The organism is Paractinoplanes aksuensis, assembly GCF_024137025.1.
GTDB classification, from domain to species: Bacteria; Actinomycetota; Actinomycetes; order Mycobacteriales; family Micromonosporaceae; genus Actinoplanes; species Actinoplanes aksuensis.
The window spans coordinates 49693-71478 of sequence record NZ_JAMYJR010000003.1 but is presented as its reverse complement, the minus strand read 5'-3'; the positions used below and the strand labels follow the sequence as shown (position 1 = coordinate 71478).

Genomic DNA, 21786 nt, shown 5'->3' with positions numbered 1-21786 from the left:
CATGGGGGAACGCGATCCGCTGCGCTACTTCCGGATAGAGGCGAAGGAACTGGTCGACCAGATCAGCGCCGGCGTGCTCGACCTGGACCAGCAGCCCGGCGCCGACGTGGTGGCCCGGCTGCTGCGGTTCGCGCACACCCTCAAGGGCGCGGCCCGGGTCGTGAAGCAGCCGGAGATCGCGGACCGGGCCCACGAGTTCGAGGAGGTGCTGGTCCCGCACCGCGACGAGGCGGTGCCGGCGCTCCCGGCCGACCAGATGCGCGAGCTGCTGCGGCTGAACGACGAGATTTCCGCGTACGTGGACTCGCTGTCGGCGCCGGCGGCCGAGCCGGCCCCTCCTTCCGCGCCGGCCGCGCCGGAGCACGTGCGCACGGTTCCGCTCAACGCCCCCGACACCCAGGCCCAAGTCGACCAGGCGCACGAGGACGCGGAGCTGGCCCGGGGCGCCGACGCCGCCTCGGACCGGCCCGAACGGGCCGCCACCGCCGACCTCGACGAGCTTCTCGACGCGATCAGCGAGGCCAGCGCCCGGATCGCCCCGCTGCGCGACGGCAACCGGACGCTGGGCCGCCTGCACCGCAAGGTCGAGACGCTGGGCGAGCGGATGCGGGTCGGCCGCACGACCGTCTCCGACGCCACGGCCCGGACGTCGGTGCGGCGCCTGGCGGGCGAGCTGGGCGCGCTCGGCCGCCGCCTGACCGACGCCGTCGACCAGGTCGAACGCGAGCTCGACGAGGTGCGGGGCCGGGCCGAGGGCCTGCGCCTGGTGCCGGCCGGATCGATCTTCACGGCGCTGCGCCGGGCCGTCCGCGACGCCGCCGACGCGGAGGGCAAGCGGGTGCGCTTCCAGGCCACCGGGGCCGACGTGCGGATGGGCCCCAACCTGCTCAACCTGATCAGCGGCGCGTTCCTGCACGTCGTCCGCAACGCGGTCGTGCACGGCATCGAACCCGAGGAACAGCGGGTGGCCGCGGGCAAGCCGGCCGAGGGCACGGTCGGCGTCCACGTCGAGCGGCGCGGCCGGTACGCCGAGTTCCGCTGCGTCGACGACGGCCGCGGCTTCGACCTGGCCGCGCTGCGCCGCACGGCCGAGGAGCGCGGACTGCTCGCCCCCGGGGTGAATCCGGGCCCGCAGGGGCTGATCGACCTGGTGCTGCACGGCGGGATCAGCACCGCGCCGGGCGTGACCGAGGTGGCCGGTCGCGGCATCGGCATGGACGTCGCCCGCGACGTGGCCCTGCAGCTGGGCGGCGAGGTCACCATCGCCAACCGGCCCGGCCAGGGCGCCACCGTCCGCCTGGTCGTGCCGCTGACCCTGCTCAGCATGAACGGCTTGATCGTCGAGTCGGGCGGCACGACGGTCACGATGCCGCTGGACGCGGTGCGCCGCTGCGTGCGCCTGGCCGCCGACGAGATGGCCGCCGCCACCGCCAGCGCCCGGCTCGCCCACGAGCGTGAGGTGCTGCCGTTCCTGCCGCTGGCCCAGGCCCTGCAGGCCGTCCCGGCCGAGGCCGAGCCCCGCTCCGGGGTGGCCGTGGTGCTCGCGGCCGACCGGGACACGGTGGCCATCGGCGTCGACCGGCTGGCCGGCATCTCGACCCTGGTCGCCCGGCCGCTGCCCGACCTGGCCCCGGCCGCCCCGGTCATCGCCAGCGTCTCGATCGACCTCGACGGCAATCCCCGGCTCGTGCTGGACGCGCACGGGCTGGTGGCCGAGGCCCGGCAGGAGAGCTCGACCGCGCGCGGGGACACCTCGGCCTCGGCCAAGCCGCGGATGCCGATCCTGGTCGTGGACGACTCGCTGACCACCCGCATGCTCGAGCGCAGCATCCTCGAGTCGGCCGGCTACGAGGTCGACCTGGCCGCGTCGGGCGAGGAGGGGCTGGAACGGGCCCGCAGTCGCGAGTACGGGCTGTATCTGTCCGACATCGACATGCCCGGCATCGACGGCTTCACGTTCGTCGCCCGGGCCAAGGCCGACCCGCAGCTCGCGCACGTCCCGGCCATCCTGGTCAGCTCGCGGGCCAGCGCCGAGGACAAACGCCGGGGCACCGAGGCCGGCGCGGCCGCGTACGTGATCAAGGGCGAGTTCAACCAGGAGGAACTGCTGGCGCACATCCGGAGGCTGATCCTCTGATGATCCGTGTCCTGCTCGTGGAGGATTCCGCGACCATGCGTCACCACCTGCGCGAGTCGCTCGCCGCCGACCCGGAGCTGCAGGTCGTGGGCGAGGCGACCGACGGCGGCCAGGCGGTCGAGATGGTGGCCCGGCTGCGACCCGACGTGGTCACCATGGACATGATGCTGCCGACGATGACCGGTCTGGTCGCCACCGAGCACATCATGGCCGAGCACCCGACGCCGATCCTGGTCGTCTCGTCGGCCGACCGCAAGGAGCTCTTCAGCACCTACAACGCGCTGGCGGCGGGCGCGGTCGACGTGCTCGAGAAGCCACGCGGCGACGCCTCGGACTCCGACTGGGGCCGGCGGTTGTGCGCGGCCGTGCGCCTGGTCTCGCGCATCCGGGTGATCACCCACCCCCGGGCCCGGCTCGACGGCCGTGGCCGTACCCCGGCCGAGCCGGCCCCGCCACCGGCCGCCGCGCCGGCGCTGCCGCCCACCGACGGCCTGCGGGTGGTCGCGCTCGGCGCCTCGACCGGCGGTCCGGGCGCGCTGACCGAGCTGCTGCGCGCGTTGCCGGCCGGTTTCCTGCCGCCGGTGCTGTGCGTGCAGCACATCGCGGCCAGCGAGCCGTTCGCCGTCGCGTTCTCGGACTGGCTGGCCGGGCAGACCGGCCGGGACGTCAGTTATGCCCGGGACCGGACGCCGGTGGCCGCCCTGACCGGCCGGGTCGTGCTCGCCCCGCCCGACCGGCACCTGATCGTGCGGGACGGCCTGGTGCGGATCAGCGACGGCCCGCCCCGGCACTCCTGCCGCCCCTCGGTCGACGTGCTGTTCGACTCGGTGGCCGCCGAGTACGGCCCGACCGCAGCCGGGTGCCTGCTCACCGGCATGGGCCGGGACGGCGCCGAAGGCCTGCTGACCATGCGGTCGCGCGGCGCGGTCACCTTCGCCCAGGACGAGGCGAGCTGTGTCGTGTACGGGATGCCGCGCGAGGCCGCCCTGCTCGGTGCGGCCGCCTACGTGCTGCCCCCGGCCCGGATCGCGGCCCGGATCGTCGAGCTGCAGCCCGCGGGGAGCCGGCGATGACCCAGCGCGTGCTGATCGTGGACGACAGCCTGACCGTGCGGATGGACCTGCACGAGGCCTTCGAGGCCGACGGCTTCGGCACGATCCTGTGTGCCACCGGGGCCGAGGCCCGGGCCGCGTTCGTCGGCGACGACTTCGACGTGGCCGTGCTCGACGTGCTGCTGCCCGACGCCGACGGGCTCGAGCTGCTGACCGAGCTGCGGGGCATGCCGAGCCGGGCCCGGGTCGTGACCGTGTTGCTGAGCAGCGAGGACGAGGTCGCCGACCGGCTGGCCGGGTTACGCACGGGGGCCGACGAGTACGTCGGAAAACCGTACGATGCAGGATACGTCGTGGCCCGGGTGCGCCAGTTGCTGCGGGAGGGCCCGGCGCTCCCCGACGACCGCACGACCGTGCTCATCGTGGACGACAGCATGACCTTCCGCGAGCAGCTGCGTGAGCTGCTCGAGGCCGAGGGCTACGCCGTGCTGACCGCCCCCAGCGGCGAGGACGGCCTGCGGGTGGCGGCCGACCGGCGGCCCCAGGCGATGATCGTGGACGGTGTGATGCCCGGCATCGACGGCGCCACGGTGATCCGGCGGATCCGGCTCGACCCGGCGCTGCGCGACATCCCGTGCATCCTGATGACCGCGGCCGACGACTACGCCACCGAGCTGCAGATGCTCGACGCCGGGGCCGACGCGTTCGTGCGCAAGCAGCAGAACCTGGCCATCGTGCCGGCCAAGCTGAACGCCGTGCTGCGGCAGACCTCCGAGCAGCTGCCGATCGATCTCACCGGCAGCACGCACGGGCCGAGCAAGGTGCTGGCCCTCACCCCGGACCGGCAGCGGCTGGCCGAGCTGGCGTCGGCGCTGCGCGACGAGGGGCACGACGTGATCACGGTGGCCGACACCGCCGACGCGCTCGACCTGCTGGCCGCGCAGCCGGTCGACTGCATCGTGCTCGGGCTGGGCCTGTCGGGCGACCTGGGCCGCGAGGCGTGCCGGCGGATCAAGGAAGTGCCGGTGATCGGCGAGACCCCGGTGGTGATGACCGGGGCCACCGACGACGACATGCTGGCCTGTCTGGAGGCGGGGGCCGACGACTACGTGCGGGCGGATTCCGGCTCGGACGCGCTGCGGGCCCACGTGCGTACGCAGATCCGGCGCAAGCAGTCGCACGACGAGAGCCGCCGCATCCGCGAGGAGCTGATGCGCCGCGAGCTGGACGCGGCCGAGGAACGGTCGGCCCGGCAGCTGGCCGAGACCCGGGCCGCCCTGGTCGAGGAGCTGGAGTGGCGCAACCGCGAGCTGGAGGCGTTCTCGGGCTCGGTCTCGCACGACCTGCGCGGCCCGCTCCAGGTGATCAGCAGCTTCGCCGAGCACATGCTGGACGACGAGGACGACCCGCTCAGCACCGAGATGCGGCGCCGGTTGAGCCGGATCCAGGCCGCCGCGCACCGGATGGCCGACCTGGTCGAGTCGCTGCTGATCCTGGCCCGGGCCAGCCGGGGCGACCTGCGCCGGGCCGAGTTCGACCTGACCAGCACCACGTGGTCGGTGATCGGCGAGGTCGAGGCGCGCGACCCGGAACACAAGGTCGCGTTCACTGTGCGCGAGGGCATGGGGGCGGACGCCGACGAGGGTCTGGTCCGGGTGATCCTGGAGAACCTGATCAACAACGCGGTCAAGTTCACGCGCAAGGTCGAGCGCCCGGCGATCGAGGTGGGCGAGGCGCCCGAGGGCTTCTACGTGCGGGACAACGGGGCCGGCTTCCCGGCGGGCAAGGCGGGTGAGCTGTTCCGGCCGTTCGCCCGGCTGCACAGCGCCGAGGACTTCCCCGGCACCGGCATCGGCCTGACCACGGTGCACCGGGCGGTCGAGCGGCACGGCGGCGAGATCTGGGCCGAGGGCGAGGACGGGCGCGGCGCGACCTTCTGGTTCACGCTGCCCCCGGCCCCGGACCCCGGCGGACCGGACCGGCGGGCCCAGGCCCGCCGGAACGGCTGAGCACTACTTGACGTACGTGAGGCCGTCCGAGATGACCGTCGGGCGGCCCTTGGTGCCCACGACCACGACCGAGACGGTGTGGGCGCCGGCGGTCAGCGCCTTGACCCAGATCGTCTGCCGGTGCGCGGTCGCCGTGCCCTTGGTGTCCACTGTGGTCACCTTCTTGCCGTCGACGTAGACGGCCGCCTGGCCCGTGGCGGTCGTACGGGTGAAGGTCAGCGCGGCCGAGCGGCCGTTGAACACATACGCCAGCTTGGCGTTCTTGGCCGAGGAGGCGAGCGCCTTGCCCCCCAGGTAGGTGGTGGCGGCCGAGCGGGTGCTCCAGGTGCCGGTGCGCTTGGCCGACGTCTCGGGCATCTGGACGATCGTGCGGGTCACGGTCGAGACGCCCTCGTTGTAGGCCATGTCCGAGGCCTGCACGGTGTACTTCACGGCCACGTTCGGCTTGACCGTCGCGTTCCACACCGTCGAGGTGCCGAGCATCGGGACCTCGTTCGGCGACAGGGCGAACTGACGGGCGATCCTGCCGTTGTTGTCGGCCGACTTGAAGTTCACCGCGACCGGCACCGAGGTGGCGGAGTACGTGCCGGTCTTCAGGGCCACCCAGGGCGGGGTCGGGAAGGTCGGCTTGGTCACGTCGCCGATGACCTTGGTGACCGGCGTGATGTCGGTCGCGCCGGTCACGTGCACCACGCGGACCGCAACGTTGTGCGAGCCCGGGGTGACGGTGATCTTCGCGCTGCCCGTGAGGCTGCCGCCCGGGCCGGTCGCGACGACCTTGCTGTCGATCAGCACGTCGAAGCGGCTGACGTCGGCCGCCTGGCCGCCGACCCGGTAGTAGACGGTCCCCTCTTCTCGCACGTAGAAGGGCGGGCTGGTCGGCTCGCCGCCGCTGACCGAGACGAGCTCGAGGCCCGGCAGCGCCGCCCGGCCGCGGACCTGGCCCAGCAACGGGTGGAACAGGTCGCCCGGGCACTCCGTCTCGGCGCCGTCCCGGTGACCGGCGATGCGCGGGAAGGGCACCACGGTGCCCTTCGGCCACTTCATGCCGTCGATGCCCGCGACCAGCGTCGTGGTGCTGGTCGGGTCGTTGCCGTACGCGCCGAGGCGGGCCGCCGCCAGTTTGGCGATCGAGGTGAGGGCCGCGTTGCTCGGCCGCACCGTGGTGTAGTCGCCGATCAGCGCGATGCCGGCCGTGGCGGTGTTGAAGCCGGCCACGTGCGCGCCGACCACGGCCTTGCCGACGCCGCCACCGCGACCCTCGTAGATCGTGCCGCAGTTGTCGACCAGGAAGTTGTAACCGATGTCGTCGAAGCCCTCGGAGATGTCGGTGGCCATGATCGCGCGGACGAAGTCCGGGGCGTCGGCACAGGTCTTCGGGAACTCGGTGCCGGTGTGGTGCACCCAGACCAGCTTCACGCCCTCCGGGGCGATCGTCGGCGGGGCCTTGACCAGCTTCTCGTTCGCCTTCCAGCCGGCTCGCGAGACGTAGGCCGGCATCCCCGGATTCGGCACCGGCGGGGGCACCGACGTGGGCGGCGGCGTCGGCGTGCCCGGCGGCGGCGGAGTCGGTGTCGTGGCCCTCGGGGTGGGCGGCGTAGCCGTGGTCGCGGGCGGCTTGGTGGTGGCCTCCGCCGCCGGGTCGGTGCTCGCGGGCGGCGGCGCCTTGGGCACAGTGGTCGTCGGAACCGGCTCACCACCACCGCGGCCACCGGACTCGGGGGCATTGGGGTCGATGAGCTTGAGCAGCAGCCCGGCGGGCAGCGGCTTGGCGGCCGCGCCGACGAGCCGGGCCGCCACGCCGTCGGACGGGCCGGTCCAGAGCGGGGCGGTGCGGCCACGGGCGCGGGCCCGCTCGCCGGACAGGTCGGCCGCGTCCTCGGCGATCGACAGGTTCTTCCAGCCCGTCCATTGACCGCTGCGGGCGTCGCGGGTGCGCACCTGCACCGTGCCGTCGGGCGCGTCCTTTGGGCTGTTCCAGCTGACGCTGACCATGCTGAAGTTCTTGGTCGGCCGCTGCGGCAGCGAGAACTTGCGGCCCAGACTGCCGAGGTCGACCTGGTCGATGCGGATGCCGGCCGGCTTGGCGGCGGCCGCGACGGCCTTGACCGGCGCCGCCTTCTTTCCGGCCGCCGGCTCACCGGAGATGAACCGCGCCACCGCGTCCCCGGGCCCGGTCAGGACGGCGATGCCGCCCCCGGCCGCGAGCACCGCCGCCGCGGTTCCGATGCCTATCGCCAGTCGACGCCTCACGCTGACCCCCGTTTATGTTGTCCAAAGCCGGGCGTGAGGGTATCGAAAGCGAAATCAGCTCGCCATCCCGAACCAGGCTCGGCAGGGCGGGAATCCGGTCACATCGACGCCGGCCCCGGACCAGCGCTCGGCGGTAAGCCGGAAATGCAGTAGTTCGGCCACGTCACCGCCGGTGTCGACGATGGTGCTGACCCCGTTCTCGGCGTACCCGACCCGGCGCGAGACACCCGCCGAGGCCGCGTTCGTGGTGACGGCCGAAGTGATCGCCGCGGCCGCGCCGAGCTCACCGAACGCGAACTGCAGCACGGCCGTCCGCATGGCCACCCCGACCCCTCGGCCCCGCACCCCGGGCACCAGCCACGACGCCGAGTCGACGGTGCGCAGGACCGGGAAGTTGTCGCCCTCGAGGGTCTGCACCCCGACCAGGTCGCCGCCGTGCTCGACCGCGAAGTGCAGCACCCACGACTCCGGCGACCAGGTGCCCAGGGCCTTCCAGTAGCCCTGGCAGAACAGGCGGCGCTCGTTCTCGGCATAGCTCTGCGACTCGAACAACGCCAGCCGCGGGTCGTGCCCGACGTCGCCCGGCAGCACCGCGGCCAGCCGCGGCAGGTCGGTCTCGGTCATCGGGCGCAGCACCACGTCACGAAAGGCCAGCCGGAGGCCGAACAGGGGCCAGAACTCGTCCACCCCTGTTTCCTAGCGCAACCGGCCGACCTTCCGCCTCTGTATTACTCGGCGCCCAGCGCGGCCACCGGGCTCACCTTCGCGGCGCGGCGGGCGGGCAGCACCCCGGCCAGCGCGGTCAGCACGACCAGGACTCCGAACACCGCCGCCAGCTGGGCGACCGGGACGGTCAGCGGGGCGTTGACGCCCAGTGCCTTGACGGCCAGCCAGGCGTACGGGACCCCGAGCGCGAGACCGATGGCCGCGCCGATCACCCCGTACAGTGCCGATTCGGCCGTCAGCATCGTGCGCAGGCCCGCCTTGGACAGACCGACCGCCCGCAGCACCCCGGACTCGCGGACCCGCTCGACCACCGACAGCGCGGTCGTGGTGCCCACGCCGACCACCGCGATGATGACCGTGAGCCCGATCAGGCCGATCGCGATCACCAGCAGCAACGTCACGTTGTCGTTGATCTGGTCGCGCTGGTCGGCCAGCACGTCGACGCGCCACTTGCCGCCGGCCGCGGTCTGCACGTCCTGGATGGCCCGGTTGCCGTCGGTGCGGGCCTTCTCCCCGCTCGCGGCGGCGTCGGCCAGCACCCCGGCGTACGTCGCGGCAGCGCCCAGCTTCGTCAGGTCGGACGGGTCGAGCACGGCCGAGGCGTGCAGCGGCGCGTCGTCGGGCAGGATGGCCGCCACGGCCAGCTTCACCGTGCGCTTACCGGCCTGGAAGGCCACCTGGTCGCCCACGCGGGCCCCGGTCACGTCGCCCGCGAACCCGGAGAGCACCACCTTGCCCGGCCCGGCGTCGGCCAGGGCGCCCGAAGCCGCGTCCAGCTTCTTCAGCTGCGGCAGCCCGGTCATCACGAGGTCGGTGACCGGCAGCTCCATCTGCCCGCCGATCTTGGCCTCCAGCCGCCGGTACGGGCTGACATTGCTGACCTTGTCGTTCTTCCGCAGCTGGTCGACCAGCGCGGCCGGCACCGGGTCCTGGTTGACCCCGGTCAGCTCGTAGTCCGAGGGCGAGGAGGCGGCCGTCTCGCGGTCGACCAGCACCCGGAACGACGCGCCGCCGACCAGGGCGCCGGCGATCAGCGTGACGCCCAGCGCGACCACGACCGAGACCGCGGCGGCCCGGCGCGGGGCCGAGCCCACTCCCCCGGCGGCCAGCCGGCCGACCGGGCCCGAGCGGCGGATCGGCCAGCCCAGCAGGGCCAGCACCGGCCGCACCAGCACCGGGCCCAGCGCGACCAGGGCGAAGAAGGCGAACGCGCCGGAGGCGACGATGGCGAACAGCATCGGCTGGGCCCGGTAGTTCTCCGGGTCCCGGCCGGGCAGGTTCATGATCACGTACGCCGCGAGCAGCACGGCCCCCGCGGTCAGCAGGATGCCGGTGGCCCAGCGCAGCTTGCCGATGTCACGCCGGGCGCCGGTCGTGCCGGCGCCGCGCAGCGCCTCCAGCGGCGAGACCCGCGAGGCCGAGGCGGCCGGGGCCAGCACGGCCAGCACGGTGATGACGACGGCGAGCAGGATCGTGCCGAGCGCGGCCGGGACGGGCACGCCGGGCGAGGCGATCTGCTTGTCGAACCAGCCGGCCGCGGTCGGCACCAGATGGCCCACGCCGAGCGCGATCAGCACGCCCACCGTGCCGGTGACCAGGCCGGTCAGCGCACCCTCGGTGGCCAGGGCCCCGGTGATCGACCTGCGGCCGGCGCCGACCGCGCGCAGCAGGGCCAGCTGGCGCATCCGCTGGGCGAAGACGATACGGAAGGTCGAGGTGGCGACCAGTCCGGCCGCGACCACGGCGATCGCGACGAACATGGCGATGACCGCGAAGATGGCGTTGACGTCCGAGACCTTGGCCTGGGCCTCGTCGTGCCGCACGGTCGCGCCGTCGCTGACCTCGGGGTGGTTCTCGCCGGCGGGGAAAAGTGCGTCGAGCCGGCCCTGCACAACGGCCGGGTCGGTGCCCGGAGCAAGGCGGACGTCGATCTGGTTCAGGAACTCCGCGCCGGTCAGCTTCACCAGTGCGCCCGATGGCGCGTACGCCTGGAAACCGAAGTCGTCGCGGGCCTGGACTATGCCGACCACCTTGAGTTTCGACGTGGCCAGGGGTTTGCCCTCGTCGTCGTAGCGCAGCTGGGCGTCGACGGTGGTGCCCAGCTTGAGGCCCATCCGCTCGACCGTGCGCGGGGTGACCGCGACCTCGCCCGGCGCGGTCGGGAACCGGCCCTCGCTGACCGAGGTCAGCGCCAGCGGCCCGGTGCCCGGGTCGGACAGCAACTGCAAGTACTCGCCGCCGACCTGGCCGCCGTAGTCGATCCGGCCCACGGCCTCCTCGACCCCGGCCACCTTCTGCACGGTGGCCAGCTCGGCCGTGTCGATCGTGCCGTTGCGCACGACCACGTCGACCGCCTCGGGTGTGCCGCTGAGGCCGTTGAGGACGCTGCGCTCGGTGATCTGCTGCGCGAGCACGGTGGCGTAGACGACGAACGAGACCACCAGCACGGCCAGGCCGGTCAGCAGCAGGCGCGACGGCCGGCGGGCCACACCCCGCAACTGGGTCCGCAGGACGCTCATCGGGCGACCGCCAGGCTCTGCAGGGCGTCGGAGACCGAGGTGATGTCGGGGCGGTCGAGCTCGCCGGCGACCCGGCCGTCGGCCAGCAGCACGACGCGGTCGGCGTACGCGGCGGCGCTCGGGTCGTGGGTCACCATGACGATCGTCTGGCCCAGTTCGCGGACCGAATTACGCAGGAACAGCAGCACCTCGGCCCCCGAGCGGGAGTCCAGGTTGCCGGTCGGCTCGTCGGCGAACACGACCTCGGGCCGCGACATCAGGGCCCGGGCGATGGCCACCCGCTGCTGCTGACCGCCGGAGAGCTCGCCCGGCCGGTGGTCGAGCCGGGCCGTGATGCCCAGCGACTCGGTCAGGTGCCCGTACAGGTGCGGGTCGGGCCGGCGGCCGGACAGCTCGAGCGGCAGCATGATGTTCTGGGCCGCGGTCAGCTGCGGCAGCAGGTTGAAGGCCTGAAAGACGAAGCCGATCCGCTCCCGGCGCACCTTGGTCAGCACCTTGTCGGACTGCTTGGTCAGGTCGGTGCCACCGAGCAGCGCCTGACCCGACGTGGCGGTGTCCAGGCCGGCCAGGCAGTGCATCAGGGTGGACTTGCCGGAGCCGGACGGCCCCATGATGGCGGTGAACTGGGCCCGGGCGAAACCGACGGTCACACCGTCCAGCGCCCGCACCGCCGTGTCCCCACTGCCGTAGACCTTGACCAGGTCGACGGCGGCGACCGCGGCCAACGTGTCCACGCTCTGCGTCTGCATGATTGCTCCACTTACCTACTCGGTGGCGTTCTCGACGCGGCAAATCATGTGGGGAGCCGCACGACCGGCACATCAGCCGCAGGCCAGGCCCGCGATCGGCGGCGGATCTGTCTTTCGGCCGATGAGAGCCCCCTTACCAGCGCTTACGCTGGACGGCGATGCAGACCAACCCCAACCGGATCATCCTTCGCCGCCTGGCGCAGTTCCTCGCGCTCTTCGGGATGGCGATCCTCGGCCTGTTCGACGTGGCCCAGGGCCTGTTCAGCGGGTCCGAGGTCGCCGGGCTGGCCCAGGTCGTGCTGGCCGTGGCCGCGGCCGCCGTCTGGCTGCCCATGCACCGCACCGGCTCCCGGCGGCTGCCCAAGGCGGCCATCGCGCTGGGCTCCGCCTCGCTGGTGGCGACCCTGCTGCTGAGCGCTTCGGCCGACTCCTCGTACGGGACGAGCTGGGGCCTGGCCGAGTCGGCGGCCCTGCTCGGCGTCTGTTACGTCCTGGCCCGCCACTCCCCGCCCGGCCTGGCGGTGACCGCGCTGTTCGTGGTGGGGGCGGCGGTCAGCTTCATGCCGCTGCGCAGCGCGCAGACCGCCGTCTACGTGATCTTCGGTCTGATCCAGGCGCTCGCGGCCGCGGCCGCCATCGGCCTCGGCATCTACCTGCGCATCATCGAGGGCTCCCGGCAGCGCGCGGTCGACGCCGTCCGGGCCGAGCAGCGGGCCGAGTTCGCCCGCGACCTGCACGACTTCATCGCCCACCACGTCACCGGCATCGTCGTCCAGGCCCAGGGGGCCAAGTTCATCGCCGAGCAGGACCCGAAACGGGTGCTGCAGGCGCTCGACCAGATCGAGCAGGCCGGCGCCGAGACGATGACCTCGATGCGGCGGATGGTCGGCGTGCTGCGCGACCCCGATTCCAAGCCCGACGCCCCGCTGGCCCCGGTGGCCGGCGTGCACGACCTGGGCGCACTGCTCGAACAGTTCAACGCGGCCGGCAAGGCCACGGCCCGCATGCACCTCGACGGCGAGCTCGGCGGCCTGCCGGTCGAGGTCTCCACGTCGGCCTATCGGGTGGTGATGGAGGCGCTGACCAACGTCCGCCAGCACGCGCCCGAGGCCTCGGCCGCGGACATCTGGATCAGGCGTACGCCCGAGTGGCTGCTGGTGCGGGTGGCCAACGACGGCGTGGTTCCGGCCCGCACGGGCGCGCCGCGGGAACGGGCGGGGTACGGTCTCGTGGGCCTGACCGAACGGGTCCGCGCGGTCGGCGGCCGCATCACGGCCATGCCGGGCATCGAGGGCGGCTGGGTGGTCGACGCCGCGTTCCCGATCGACCCCAGGACGGACGCATGATCCGCGTACTGATCGCCGACGACCAGGCCATGGTCCGCACCGGCTTCGGCATGATCATCGGCGCCCAGCCCGACATGGAGGTCGTGGGCGAGGCCGCCGACGGCGTCGAGGCCGTGGCCATGGCCCGCAAACTGAAGCCGGACGTGGCCCTGCTCGACATCCGCATGCCGAAGATGGACGGGCTCGAGGCCCTGCGCCTGCTCTCCGGCCCCGGCGTGACCGACCCGGTCAAGGTCGTCGTGGTCACCACCTTCGACCTCGACGAGTACGTCCACCAGGCCCTGCGCAACGGCGCGGCCGGCTTCCTGCTCAAGGACTCGGGCCCGGCCCTGCTGGTCGAGGCGGTGCGGGCGGCGGTCTCGGGCGACGCCCTGATCAGCCCGTCCATCACCGTCCGCCTGCTGGAACACCTGTCCCCACCGGCCCCGTCGGGCGACGACGGCGGTCTGTCGCCGCGCGAGCTGGACGTGGTGCGGCTGGCCGCCAAGGGCCTGACCAACGCCGAGATCGCGGCCCAGCTGTTCATCTCGATCGGCACGGTCAAGACCCACGTCGGCAGCGTCATGACCAAGCTGAACGCCCGCAACCGCGTCGAGATCGCCGCCTGGGCCTGGGAACGCCGCTTGCTCGGCTAACCGCGGCGGCTGGCCAGCTCAGCCAGTCCGGCCCGGCTCGCCGTCCCGGTTTTGCGCAGCATGTTCGACACGTGCACACCGATGGTCTTCCCACTGAGCACCAGGGCGTGGGCGATCTCGCTGTAGGTCCGCCCGACCACGAGGTGAGCGCGGCCACCCACCGCCGCGTCAGGTCGTCGAGGCCGCCCTCGCTGAGGACCACGAACGGTTAGCGCTGCCGGAGGTCCCGCAGTCGGTCCAGGCCGACGCGCCAGTCCCCGGCCATGAGCAGGAGTTCGGCCTCGACGGAACAAACCTCCGACACGTGGACGTGCAGCGCACCGGCCCGCTCGAGCTCCGTCCGGCTGGCGCGGACGTCCTCGGCCATCGCCTTCCAGGTCGGCCCCTCGTGGTTGTCGAGGATGCAGTAGATGGCCTCGACGGCCATGCTGAAGTTCTGCTCGTCGAGCCACGTGTCGAACGCGAGCAGGGCGTCCGCGTGGCCGAGCTCCGGCGGGTCCGGAGCGCTGCGGAGGGCCGTACGCAAGGGAAGCAATGGAACGGAAAGCGAGGTCAGCGGCAGGCAGGGCGCCCACAACACGTGGCCGCGGGTGGCGGCGCACGCCTCCCGGACCAGCGTCGTCTTCCCGACGCCGGCCTCGCCTGAGATCAGCAGCGTCCCCGAGTGCCCGCCGGCCGCGCTCTCGATCACCGCGAGCACAGCGGCGGCGTCGTCCGCCCGGCTCCCCACAGCCCGAGTCTGCTCGTCACCCGGGACGCCGGAATCCCCCGAACCGGTGACCTCGCCTATCGCGGCCCGGTGGAGGCGGCCGACTCGTCGAGTTTGTGGCCGACCCAGGCGTTCAGGGCGAGGATGCCGACGCCGCAGACGAGCATGACGACCAGGATCAGGCCGATCACCCAGGGCCAGCCGCGGCGGGTCGAGGGGCTCGCGTCCGAGCTCTCGAACGGCCACTCGGAGTCGTCGCCCGGATCGTCCACATGCAGATAGTAGTGGCTACTTCTGCAGGGTTGAGGCGCTGATTGACGGTTTGCCCCGGCCGAGGTAGAAGATCCCGGGCAGCCCGGCCGTCTCGAAACCGGCGCTCGGGTTGTCCCGCAGCTGGGAGCGGCGGATCTTCAGCGTGCCCGTGCGGTCGTTGCTGACGAAGAAGATCGCGCCGCCGCCCTCGGTCGCCTTGTTGTCGCGGATGACCGTGCCGTCCAGGGTGAGCGTGAACGTGTTGCCGTCCAGATAGATCGCGCCGCCGCTGCCGCCGCCGGGGGTGCCGCCGCGGGCCGGGTTGGCGCCCCGGCCGACCGCGGCGTTGCCGGTGAACAAGCTGTTGAGCACCGTCCAGGAGACGCCGATGCTGCTCAGGGCCGAGCCGTTCGAGCACACCCCGCCGGTGAAGGTGCTGCTGACGATGTAGACGGGCTTGTCGCCGCTCTGGTCGAGCGCGCGGACGGCCGCCCCGCCCAGGTCGGGACCCGTACGCTCGCAGCGGTTGCCGGTGAAGCGCGAGTTGACCACCTTGAGCCGGCCGCCACGGGCGAAGATCGCGCCCCCGCCGTTCTTGTCGCCCGTGCTGTCTCCCCGCACGAGGGTCAGGTTCTGCACCGTCAGCCGCGGCGTGGGCTGGTCATCGCAGTGCGAGGTGGTCCAGGTCTGGGCCTCGTCGCACGTGTTCATGTAGAGGATGCGGCGCTGGCCGCCGCCGCTGAGCGTGACCCGCCCACCGCCGTCGAGCACCACGGTCGAGCTGGTGTTGCGCACCTTGGCCGTGGCCTTCATCGTGATCGTCACCGGCGCCGGCCCGCAGTCGAAGACGATGACACCCCCGCGCGCGACCGCCTTCACCACGGCGGCCGAGGTGCAGCTGGCCGGGGTGCCGTTTCCCACCGTACGGTCGGGTCTGCTGGTATCGACGGCCTTGGCCTCGGCCGGGATCGTCGCCCGGCCGCTCGGATTGCCGGCCTTGGGCAGCGCTTTCACCGGCTTCGGGGTGGCCGACGGCTTCGGTTCGACCGACCGCTTCGGAGTCACCTGCGGGGGCACGGGGGCCGAGGTCACCGGCGCGACAGAAGCTGCCATCGGAGTCGGCGGATCGTCGGCGCAGCCGGTCAGCAACAGGGCCACCGTCAGGATCGCCACTCCGCGCTTGAGCACCGGCCGACTCTAGAGCTGGTAGACGTACGCCGGAAGGGCCTCAACAGCCGGAAGCCGCGATCCGGCACGCCCGGGCCACCCACTCGCTCGGACGGGCGTCCCACGTGTGCACGGCGCCGTCGGTCGAGACGACCATGACCGTGTGGCCGTCGGGCCGGAACACGGGATAGGTGCGGACGCCGGGCGCGGCCGGGGCGAGCGCGCCCAGCGGCTCGCCGGTCCGCCCGTCCCAGACGGTGACCCGGCCGTCGGATCCACCCACGACGAACATACGCCCGTCGGCCGACCACGACACCGGCCCGGCCGGTCCGTCATGGGCGGTGACGGCGGCGCGCACCGCGATGCCACCCGCGTCGAGCAGCAGAACCTCGCCGTTGCGCCCGGCCACGGCCAGCCGGCGGCCGTCGGGCGCGAAGGCCGCCCCGGTCGCCGAGACATCGATGGCCCGGTCATGGGCCGTCCCCGCCCGCAGGTCGGCGAAGGCGGCCGAGCGGACCGGCTCGGGCGCGAACACGACCCCCGTAGCGGCCCATGGCCGCCCACGAATCGGCGGTCACGCTCAGGTGCCGGCGGATCCGCTGGCCCTCGGCGTCCTCGTCGAGCCACGACCGCAGGCGCGGCCAGACCCGGGTCAGCGCCTCGTGGGCGAGGGCCACGGTGGACTCGTCGGTGGTGACCAGGCGGGCCGCGACCAGCTCCTCGAGGATCTGTTCGGGGCCGGGACCGGTGGGCAACAGGCGGCGGGGCACGCGCCCCCGGTTGGCCTCGCCGTCGGGATTGATCGCGACCAGGCCCAGCAGCAGGTCGCGGAGCACCGGCCGATGTGTGACGGGCGTACGGTCGTACAAATCCTCGGCGGTGTTGGCGACGGCGCCCCGGATGCCCCCGGTCGCCCGGTAGCCGGCGACCGTCAGGGTGCGGCCCTGCCGACGGCGCCACGTCTGGCGCAGGGCGTGCGACAGCAACGGCAGGGCGCCGGGCTCCCCCTCGACGTCGCGGACGACCAGGTCGACCAGGCCGGGTTCGAGCACCGACCCGGCCCGTCGCGCCGGGGCCTCGACGGCCGTGCGCAGCTGGGCCTCGGACATCGGGCCCAGCACGTAGAGGCCCCGCTCGACCAGGCGGGCGAACCCCGGATGGCCGCAGACCTCGCCCAGCCGGTCGGCCCGCAACGCCACGATCAGCGGCGCCCGCGCCGCGTGCGCGACCACGGCGGTCAGGAAGGCGGCCCGCTGGCCCGGGTCCCGGCACAGAGTCACCACCTCCTCGCACTGATCCACGACGAGGACCGCCGCCGGCTCGGGCATGGGATCGGCCAACGCGTCCGCGGGCCGCGGGCCGGGCTGCAGCACCGTCACGGGGCGGCCTTGGCGCCGCAGCGCGGCCGCCATCCCGGCCCGCACGAGTGAGGACTTGCCGCCGCCGGACGGGCCGACGACCACCAGCACGCCCGTGGCGGCGAGCCGCTCCAGACCGGCTGCGATGTCGTCCTCCCGGCCGAAGAACGCCTCCGCGTCGCCGACGTCGTACGGCACCAGGCCCAGGTAGGGACAGTCGGCGGCCGGCTCCGGAGCGCGGGCGGCCGGGCGCAGAGCCGGGTCGTGCCGCAGGATCGCCCGTTCCACCGCGGCCAGTTCCGGTCCCGGGTCGAGGCCGAGTTCGGTGTTGAGCACCTGGCGGGCGCGGCGCAGGCCGGCCAGCGCCTCGCTCTGACGGCCGGAGCGGTACTGGGCCTCGGCCAGCAGCGCCCAACGCCGCTCGCGCAGCGGCGCCGCGTCGACCTGGGCCCGGGCGTCGGCCAGCACCTCGGCCTGGCGGCCCGCACGCAGCGCGGCCTCGATCCGTAACTCCTCGGCGTCGAGCCGAAGTTCGGCCAGTCGGACGGCCTCGATGCGGCCCGGTTCCCAGGATTCGACCTCGGGCAGGGCCGGGCCGCGCCACAGGGCCAGGGCCTCGCCGGCCATGAAGAGGGCGTGGTCGGCCGCGTCCAGCACCAGCAGCTCACGGGTCCGGTCGAGCAGATCCTCGAAGCGCCGGGCGTCGATCTCGGTCGCCGCGACGGCCAGGCGGTAGCCGGTCGGGACGGTCTCGATGGCGGTGGCGCCGAGCGCTCGGCGCAGACGGGCCACGCAGCCCTGCAGCACCTTGCGCCAGGACGCCGGGGGCTGGTCGCCCCACAACGCCTCGGCGAGCTGCTCCGGCCGCGCCGCGTCCCCGCCCGTGGCCACGAGGGCGGCCAGCACGATCCGGTCGCGGGAAGAGATCCGGGCCGGTCGCTCGCCGTCCTCGATGGTCAGTGGGCCCAGCACTGCGATACCCACTCCCGGACTGTCCGCCCAGGTCGGTGCGGGTGTCAACGGCGGCGATACCGCGCTGATACCACCCCGGCGGCGAACCGGAACCGCCCGGACCGACAAACGAGGGGTCAGCACCGAAGAGCCCGAGGAGAAGCGCGATGACAACAACGGGAGAAATAACCCGACGGTGGGGTGCGGCCACGCTGATGGCCGGCCTCCTGACCGGCGGCGGCCTGCTGGCCGGCAGCGCGGCGGCATCCGGGTCCGGCGTTGCGGCGGTCTTCGGGGCCGGCGGCGCGCCGATCTCCGGGGCCGGTGTAGCGGCGATCGACGCCGGAGCCGCCGCCGCCCCCGTGGGCGGCAACGCGGTGGTACCTGGGGGTGGCGGCGCGGCGGCGGCGGTCGGGGCCGCGGTCTGCACCCGGCTCGTGACTCCGGCGACGGCCGGCGCGGGTGAGTGGATCCCGATCCTGGCCTACCGGCACCGCGATCGGAAGGGCCCGCTGGAGATCCGGTTCGACGGGCAGCCGGTGAGTTACCGGCTCCTGCGCCATGCCGGCTCCTGCACTCCTCGGGCGACCGAAATATTCCTGGTAGTCGGCGTGCCCAGCGGGGTTGCGCACGGCCGGCACGAGATCCAGCTCTACGAGCCGGCCCGGACGCCGGGACGACCGCCCGAACGGATCGCGGTCAGCACCATCATGCTCGGCCCGTGAGGCAGCGCGCTGAAACGGCATCCGACAAGGCGGCGCGTTGAGACGACGCCGAGACCGGGCGCGAATCAGGGCGCGGCCGCCGGGAACCCCGGTGGCCGCGCCCCTGTCGATGGATGGTCAGACGGCGACCGTCGTCTCCGCGGGTTCCGGGGCCGGGGTGCCGTTGGAGAGGTGGCGCAGGTAGGCGGGCAGGGTCAGGAACTCGGGGCAGGTGCGTTCCGAGAGCAGCACCGTCAGCAGCGTGCGGGCCTGGCCGAAGCGCCGGGCCGCGTCCTCGTCCAGAGCGCCGGTCTCGCTGAGCACGTCCAGTTCCTCGCGCAGCATCCGGCTGACCAGGGCCGCGCTGACCGGCACCCCGTAGTCGGTCGGGGTGGCGGAGTGGATCCACTGCCAGAGCTGGGTGCGGCAGATCTCGGCCGTGGCCGCGTCCTCCATGAGGCCGCCCAGCGCCACCGCGCCCCGCCCGTCGAGCCAGGCCGCGATGTAGCGCAGCGCCACACTGACGTTGTTGCGCAGCGCGACCTCGCTGACCTGCACGCCGGGCGTACGCACGTCGAGCAACTCGGTCGCGGTCACCTGCACGTCCTCGCGTTTGCGGACGATCTGGTGCGGTTCGTCGCCGAGCCACTGGTCGAACACCTCACGGCAGGTGTCGACCAGGCCGGGGTGGGCGACCCAGCTGCCGTCGAAGCCGTCGCCGACCTCGCGCCGCTTGTCCTGACGCACCTGGTTGAGGGCGCGCTTGGCCGCCACCGGGTCACGGCTGGGGACGACCGCGGCCATGCCGCCGATGGCGTGGGCGTTGCGGCGGTGGCACGTACGCACGAGAAGTTCGGTGTAGGCCCGCATGAACGGGGCCGTCATCGTGATCTGCGAGCGTTCCGGCAGCACCACGTCGGGGCGGTTCTTGATCATGCTGAACAGGTAGTCCCACCGGCCCGCGTTGAGGCCGGCCGAGTGCTCGCGCAGCTCGTACAGGATCTCGTCCATCTCGAAGGCGGCCGTGATGGTCTCGATCAGCACGGTGGCTCGGATGGTGCCCCGCTCGATCCCGAGCGCCTCTTGTGCGTACAGGAAAACGTCGTTCCACAGCCGGGCCTCGAGGTGCGATTCGAGTTTGGGCAGGTAGAAGTACGGGCCGCTGCCGCGCTCGAGCTGGCGCTGCGCGCAGTGGAACATGTAGAGGCCGAAGTCGAACAGCGCCGCCGACACCGGCCGCCCGCCGATGCGCAGGTGGCTCTCGGGCAGGTGCCAGCCCCGCGGCCGCACCATGATGGTCGGGATCCAGCCGTTGACCCGGTACTCCTTGCCCTCGGGCGAGGTGAAGTCGAGCCGGCCGTCCAGCGCGTCCCGCAGGTTGAGCTGGCCGAGCACCACGTTGTCCCAGGTCGGCGACGTGGCGTCCTCGAAGTCGGCCATCCACACCTTGGCCCCGGAGTTGAGCGCGTTGACGGTCATCTTGCGCTCGGGCGGCCCGGTGATCTCGACGCGCCGGTCGAGCAGGTCGGGGGCGGGCGGCGCGACGGTCCACTCCCCCTCGCGAACAGCGATGGTCGAGGGCAGAAAGTCCAATTCGTCGGTACGGGTGGTGCGCCGACGGCGTCGGCGGTCGAGCAGCTGCACGCGGCGGGCGCCGAACTCACGGTCGAGCGCGACCACGAACGCGATGGCCTCGGGGGTCAGCACCTCCGAGTAGCGGCCATCGGTCGTACCGGTGATGGTGATCTCTTCGGTTCCCATCAGAACTGCTCCGTCTCGGTCGAGCCCTTGAGGGCAGTCGTCGAACTCTCCGGGTTGAGGGCGGTCGAGACGGCGTCGAAGTAGCCGGTGCCGACCTCGGCCTGGTGCTTGGTCGCCGTGTAGCCGTCGGCCTCGGCCGCGAACTCGGCCTCCTGGAGCTTCACGTACGAGGTCATGCCGTCCGTCGCGTACCCGCGCGCCAGCTCGAACATCGAGTGGTTGAGCGCGTGGAAGCCGGCCAGGGTGACGAACTGGAACTTGTAGCCCATCGCGCCCAGCTCCTTCTGGAAGCGCGCGATGTCGGCGTCGTCCAGGTTCTTCTTCCAGTTGAACGAGGGCGAGCAGTTGTAGGCGAGCATCTTGCCCGGGTGCTCCTTGTGCACGGCTTCGGCGAACGACTTCGCGAACTCCAGGTCGGGCCGGCCGGTCTCGACCCACAGCAGATCGGCGTAGTCGGCGTAGGCCACGCCGCGCGCGATGGCCGCCTCGGGCCCGCTGCGAACCCGGAAAAAGCCTTCCGCCGTACGCTCTCCCGTGAGGAAAGGCTGGTCGCGCTCGTCGACATCCGTGGTCAGCAGGTCGGCCGCCAGCGAGTCGGTGCGCGCGATGATCAGCGACGGGACGCCGAGCACGTCGGCCGCCAGGCGGGCCGCGTTCAGGGTGCGGATGTGCTGCGCGGTCGGGATGAGCACCTTGCCGCCGAGGTGGCCGCACTTCTTCTCGCTGGCCAGCTGGTCCTCCCAGTGGACGCCGGCCGCGCCGGCCGCGATCATGCCCTTCATCAGCTCGAACGCGTTGAGCGGGCCGCCGAAGCCGGCCTCGGCGTCGGCCACGATGGGGGCGAACCAGTCGCGGTCGTGCTTCTCACCGCTCTTTTTTCCGGGTTCTCCGCGCCGTCCGGAGGACCAGGCGTCGGTGGCATACGCCGCGGCGGTGTCGATCTGGTCGGCCCGCAGCAGCGCGTTGTTGATCCGCCGGACCACCGCCGGCACCGAGTTGGCCGGGTAGAGGGACTGGTCGGGGTAGGTCGCGCCGGCCAGGTTGGCGTCGGCCGCGACCTGCCAGCCGCTGAGGTAGATCGCCTTGAGCCCGGCCCGCACCATCTGGACGGCCTGGCCGCCGGTCAGCGCACCCAGCGCGTTGATGTAGTCCTCGCTGTGCAGGAGCTGCCACAGCCGCTCCGCGCCGCGCTCGGCCAGGGTGTGTCGTTCCTGGACCGTGCCGCGCAGCTTGACCACGTCGTGCGCCGTGTAGCTGCGCTTGATGCCCAGCCACCGGGGATCGCCGGCCCACGCCCGAGTGAGGTCCGCCGCGGTACCGCCCCGAACTTCGGTCAGCTGATCAGTCATGTTCTCTCAGTCCCTCCGCTTGCTCCCGTGGAAGAACTTCACTTTCGCGTCTCCCACAAGCCCCTCTGAAGACATTTGTGAGCAGAAGAAACGCAGAATTTCTGTTAGC

General features: G+C 72.8%; 18 protein-coding genes. 6 read left to right on the top strand and 12 right to left on the bottom strand.

The window, feature by feature from the left end; all coding sequences use genetic code 11:
• Position 1 precedes the first annotated feature (1 nt).
• Genes M1L60_RS04685 through M1L60_RS04675 form a run of 3 tightly spaced genes read left to right on the top strand, consistent with a single transcriptional unit; the run spans position 2 to position 5198 of the window.
• On the top strand, positions 2-2137 hold the full coding sequence (locus tag M1L60_RS04685; protein WP_253236028.1) for a hybrid sensor histidine kinase/response regulator: 2136 nt from the start codon (positions 2-4) through the stop codon (positions 2135-2137).
• Entirely contained in the window at positions 2137-3210 is a 1074-nt protein-coding gene (gene cheB / locus M1L60_RS04680; protein ID WP_253236027.1) for a chemotaxis-specific protein-glutamate methyltransferase CheB, read from the top strand. Before M1L60_RS04685 ends, cheB begins: the two co-directional genes overlap by 1 nt.
• A complete protein-coding gene (locus M1L60_RS04675; protein ID WP_253236026.1) occupies positions 3207-5198 on the top strand; it encodes a response regulator in 1992 nt (663 codons plus the stop codon). Before cheB ends, M1L60_RS04675 begins: the two co-directional genes overlap by 4 nt.
• Before the next feature lie 3 nt (positions 5199-5201).
• Here the strand turns inward: M1L60_RS04675 and M1L60_RS04670 are convergent, their stop codons facing one another.
• The 4 genes from M1L60_RS04670 to M1L60_RS04655 are packed head-to-tail and all read right to left on the bottom strand — an operon-like array spanning position 5202 to position 11448.
• On the bottom strand, positions 5202-7451 hold the full coding sequence (locus tag M1L60_RS04670) for an N-acetylmuramoyl-L-alanine amidase (protein ID WP_253236025.1): 2250 nt from the start codon (positions 7449-7451) through the stop codon (positions 5202-5204).
• A gap of 54 nt (positions 7452-7505) precedes the next feature.
• Complete coding sequence (locus M1L60_RS04665) at positions 7506-8138, bottom strand: GNAT family N-acetyltransferase (RefSeq protein ID WP_253236024.1); 633 nt, start codon at positions 8136-8138, stop codon at positions 7506-7508.
• A gap of 41 nt (positions 8139-8179) precedes the next feature.
• Entirely contained in the window at positions 8180-10696 is a 2517-nt protein-coding gene (locus M1L60_RS04660) for an ABC transporter permease (protein WP_253236023.1), read from the bottom strand.
• Positions 10693-11448 carry an ABC transporter ATP-binding protein gene (locus tag M1L60_RS04655; RefSeq protein ID WP_438862078.1) on the bottom strand — a complete coding sequence of 252 codons (756 nt, stop codon included), beginning with the start codon at positions 11446-11448 and terminating at the stop codon, positions 10693-10695. Before M1L60_RS04655 ends, M1L60_RS04660 begins: the two co-directional genes overlap by 4 nt.
• Positions 11449-11603: 155 nt before the next feature.
• Here M1L60_RS04655 and M1L60_RS04650 point away from each other — a divergent pair, with 155 nt between their 5' ends.
• Both M1L60_RS04650 and M1L60_RS04645 read left to right on the top strand, forming a co-directional pair.
• A complete protein-coding gene (locus M1L60_RS04650) occupies positions 11604-12791 on the top strand; it encodes a sensor histidine kinase (RefSeq protein ID WP_253236021.1) in 1188 nt (395 codons plus the stop codon).
• Positions 12788-13426: a response regulator gene (locus tag M1L60_RS04645; protein WP_221379588.1), complete on the top strand. Its 639-nt coding sequence runs from the start codon at positions 12788-12790 to the stop codon at positions 13424-13426. Before M1L60_RS04650 ends, M1L60_RS04645 begins: the two co-directional genes overlap by 4 nt.
• On the opposite strand, the gene M1L60_RS47705 is transcribed toward M1L60_RS04645, so the two are convergent.
• The 6 genes from M1L60_RS47705 to M1L60_RS04615 all read right to left on the bottom strand — a co-directional run bounded on the left by M1L60_RS47705 (position 13423) and on the right by M1L60_RS04615 (position 17896).
• Positions 13423-13566, bottom strand: coding sequence for a LuxR C-terminal-related transcriptional regulator (locus M1L60_RS47705; protein WP_253236020.1), 144 nt, complete (start codon positions 13564-13566; stop codon positions 13423-13425). The genes M1L60_RS04645 and M1L60_RS47705 overlap by 4 nt on opposite strands.
• Positions 13567-13634: 68 nt before the next feature.
• The gene (locus tag M1L60_RS04635; protein WP_253236019.1) at positions 13635-14156 is read right to left on the bottom strand and encodes an ATP-binding protein; all 522 of its coding nucleotides are present in this window, start codon (positions 14154-14156) and stop codon (positions 13635-13637) included.
• Positions 14157-14212: 56 nt separating this feature from the next.
• The gene (locus M1L60_RS04630) at positions 14213-14407 is read right to left on the bottom strand and encodes a hypothetical protein (protein ID WP_253236018.1); all 195 of its coding nucleotides are present in this window, start codon (positions 14405-14407) and stop codon (positions 14213-14215) included.
• A gap of 16 nt (positions 14408-14423) precedes the next feature.
• Positions 14424-15575, bottom strand: a complete 1152-nt coding sequence (locus tag M1L60_RS04625) for a hypothetical protein (protein ID WP_253236017.1) — start codon at positions 15573-15575, stop codon at positions 14424-14426.
• A gap of 40 nt (positions 15576-15615) precedes the next feature.
• Positions 15616-16089 (bottom strand): WD40 repeat domain-containing protein, encoded by a 474-nt coding sequence (locus M1L60_RS04620; RefSeq protein WP_253236016.1) that lies wholly within the window; start codon positions 16087-16089, stop codon positions 15616-15618.
• A complete protein-coding gene (locus M1L60_RS04615; RefSeq protein ID WP_253236015.1) occupies positions 16025-17896 on the bottom strand; it encodes an nSTAND1 domain-containing NTPase in 1872 nt (623 codons plus the stop codon). The genes M1L60_RS04620 and M1L60_RS04615 overlap by 65 nt, the downstream gene beginning before the upstream one ends.
• Positions 17897-18030: 134 nt before the next feature.
• Here M1L60_RS04615 and M1L60_RS04610 point away from each other — a divergent pair, with 134 nt between their 5' ends.
• A complete protein-coding gene (locus tag M1L60_RS04610) occupies positions 18031-18588 on the top strand; it encodes a hypothetical protein (protein ID WP_253236014.1) in 558 nt (185 codons plus the stop codon).
• Positions 18589-18705: 117 nt separating this feature from the next.
• Here M1L60_RS04610 and aceB read toward each other — a convergent pair whose 3' ends face one another.
• Together aceB and aceA are read right to left on the bottom strand one after the other, a co-directional pair.
• A complete protein-coding gene (gene aceB / locus M1L60_RS04605; RefSeq protein WP_253236013.1) occupies positions 18706-20328 on the bottom strand; it encodes a malate synthase A in 1623 nt (540 codons plus the stop codon).
• A complete protein-coding gene (gene aceA / locus M1L60_RS04600; RefSeq protein WP_253236012.1) occupies positions 20328-21677 on the bottom strand; it encodes an isocitrate lyase in 1350 nt (449 codons plus the stop codon). Before aceA ends, aceB begins: the two co-directional genes overlap by 1 nt.
• Positions 21678-21786 lie beyond the last annotated feature (109 nt).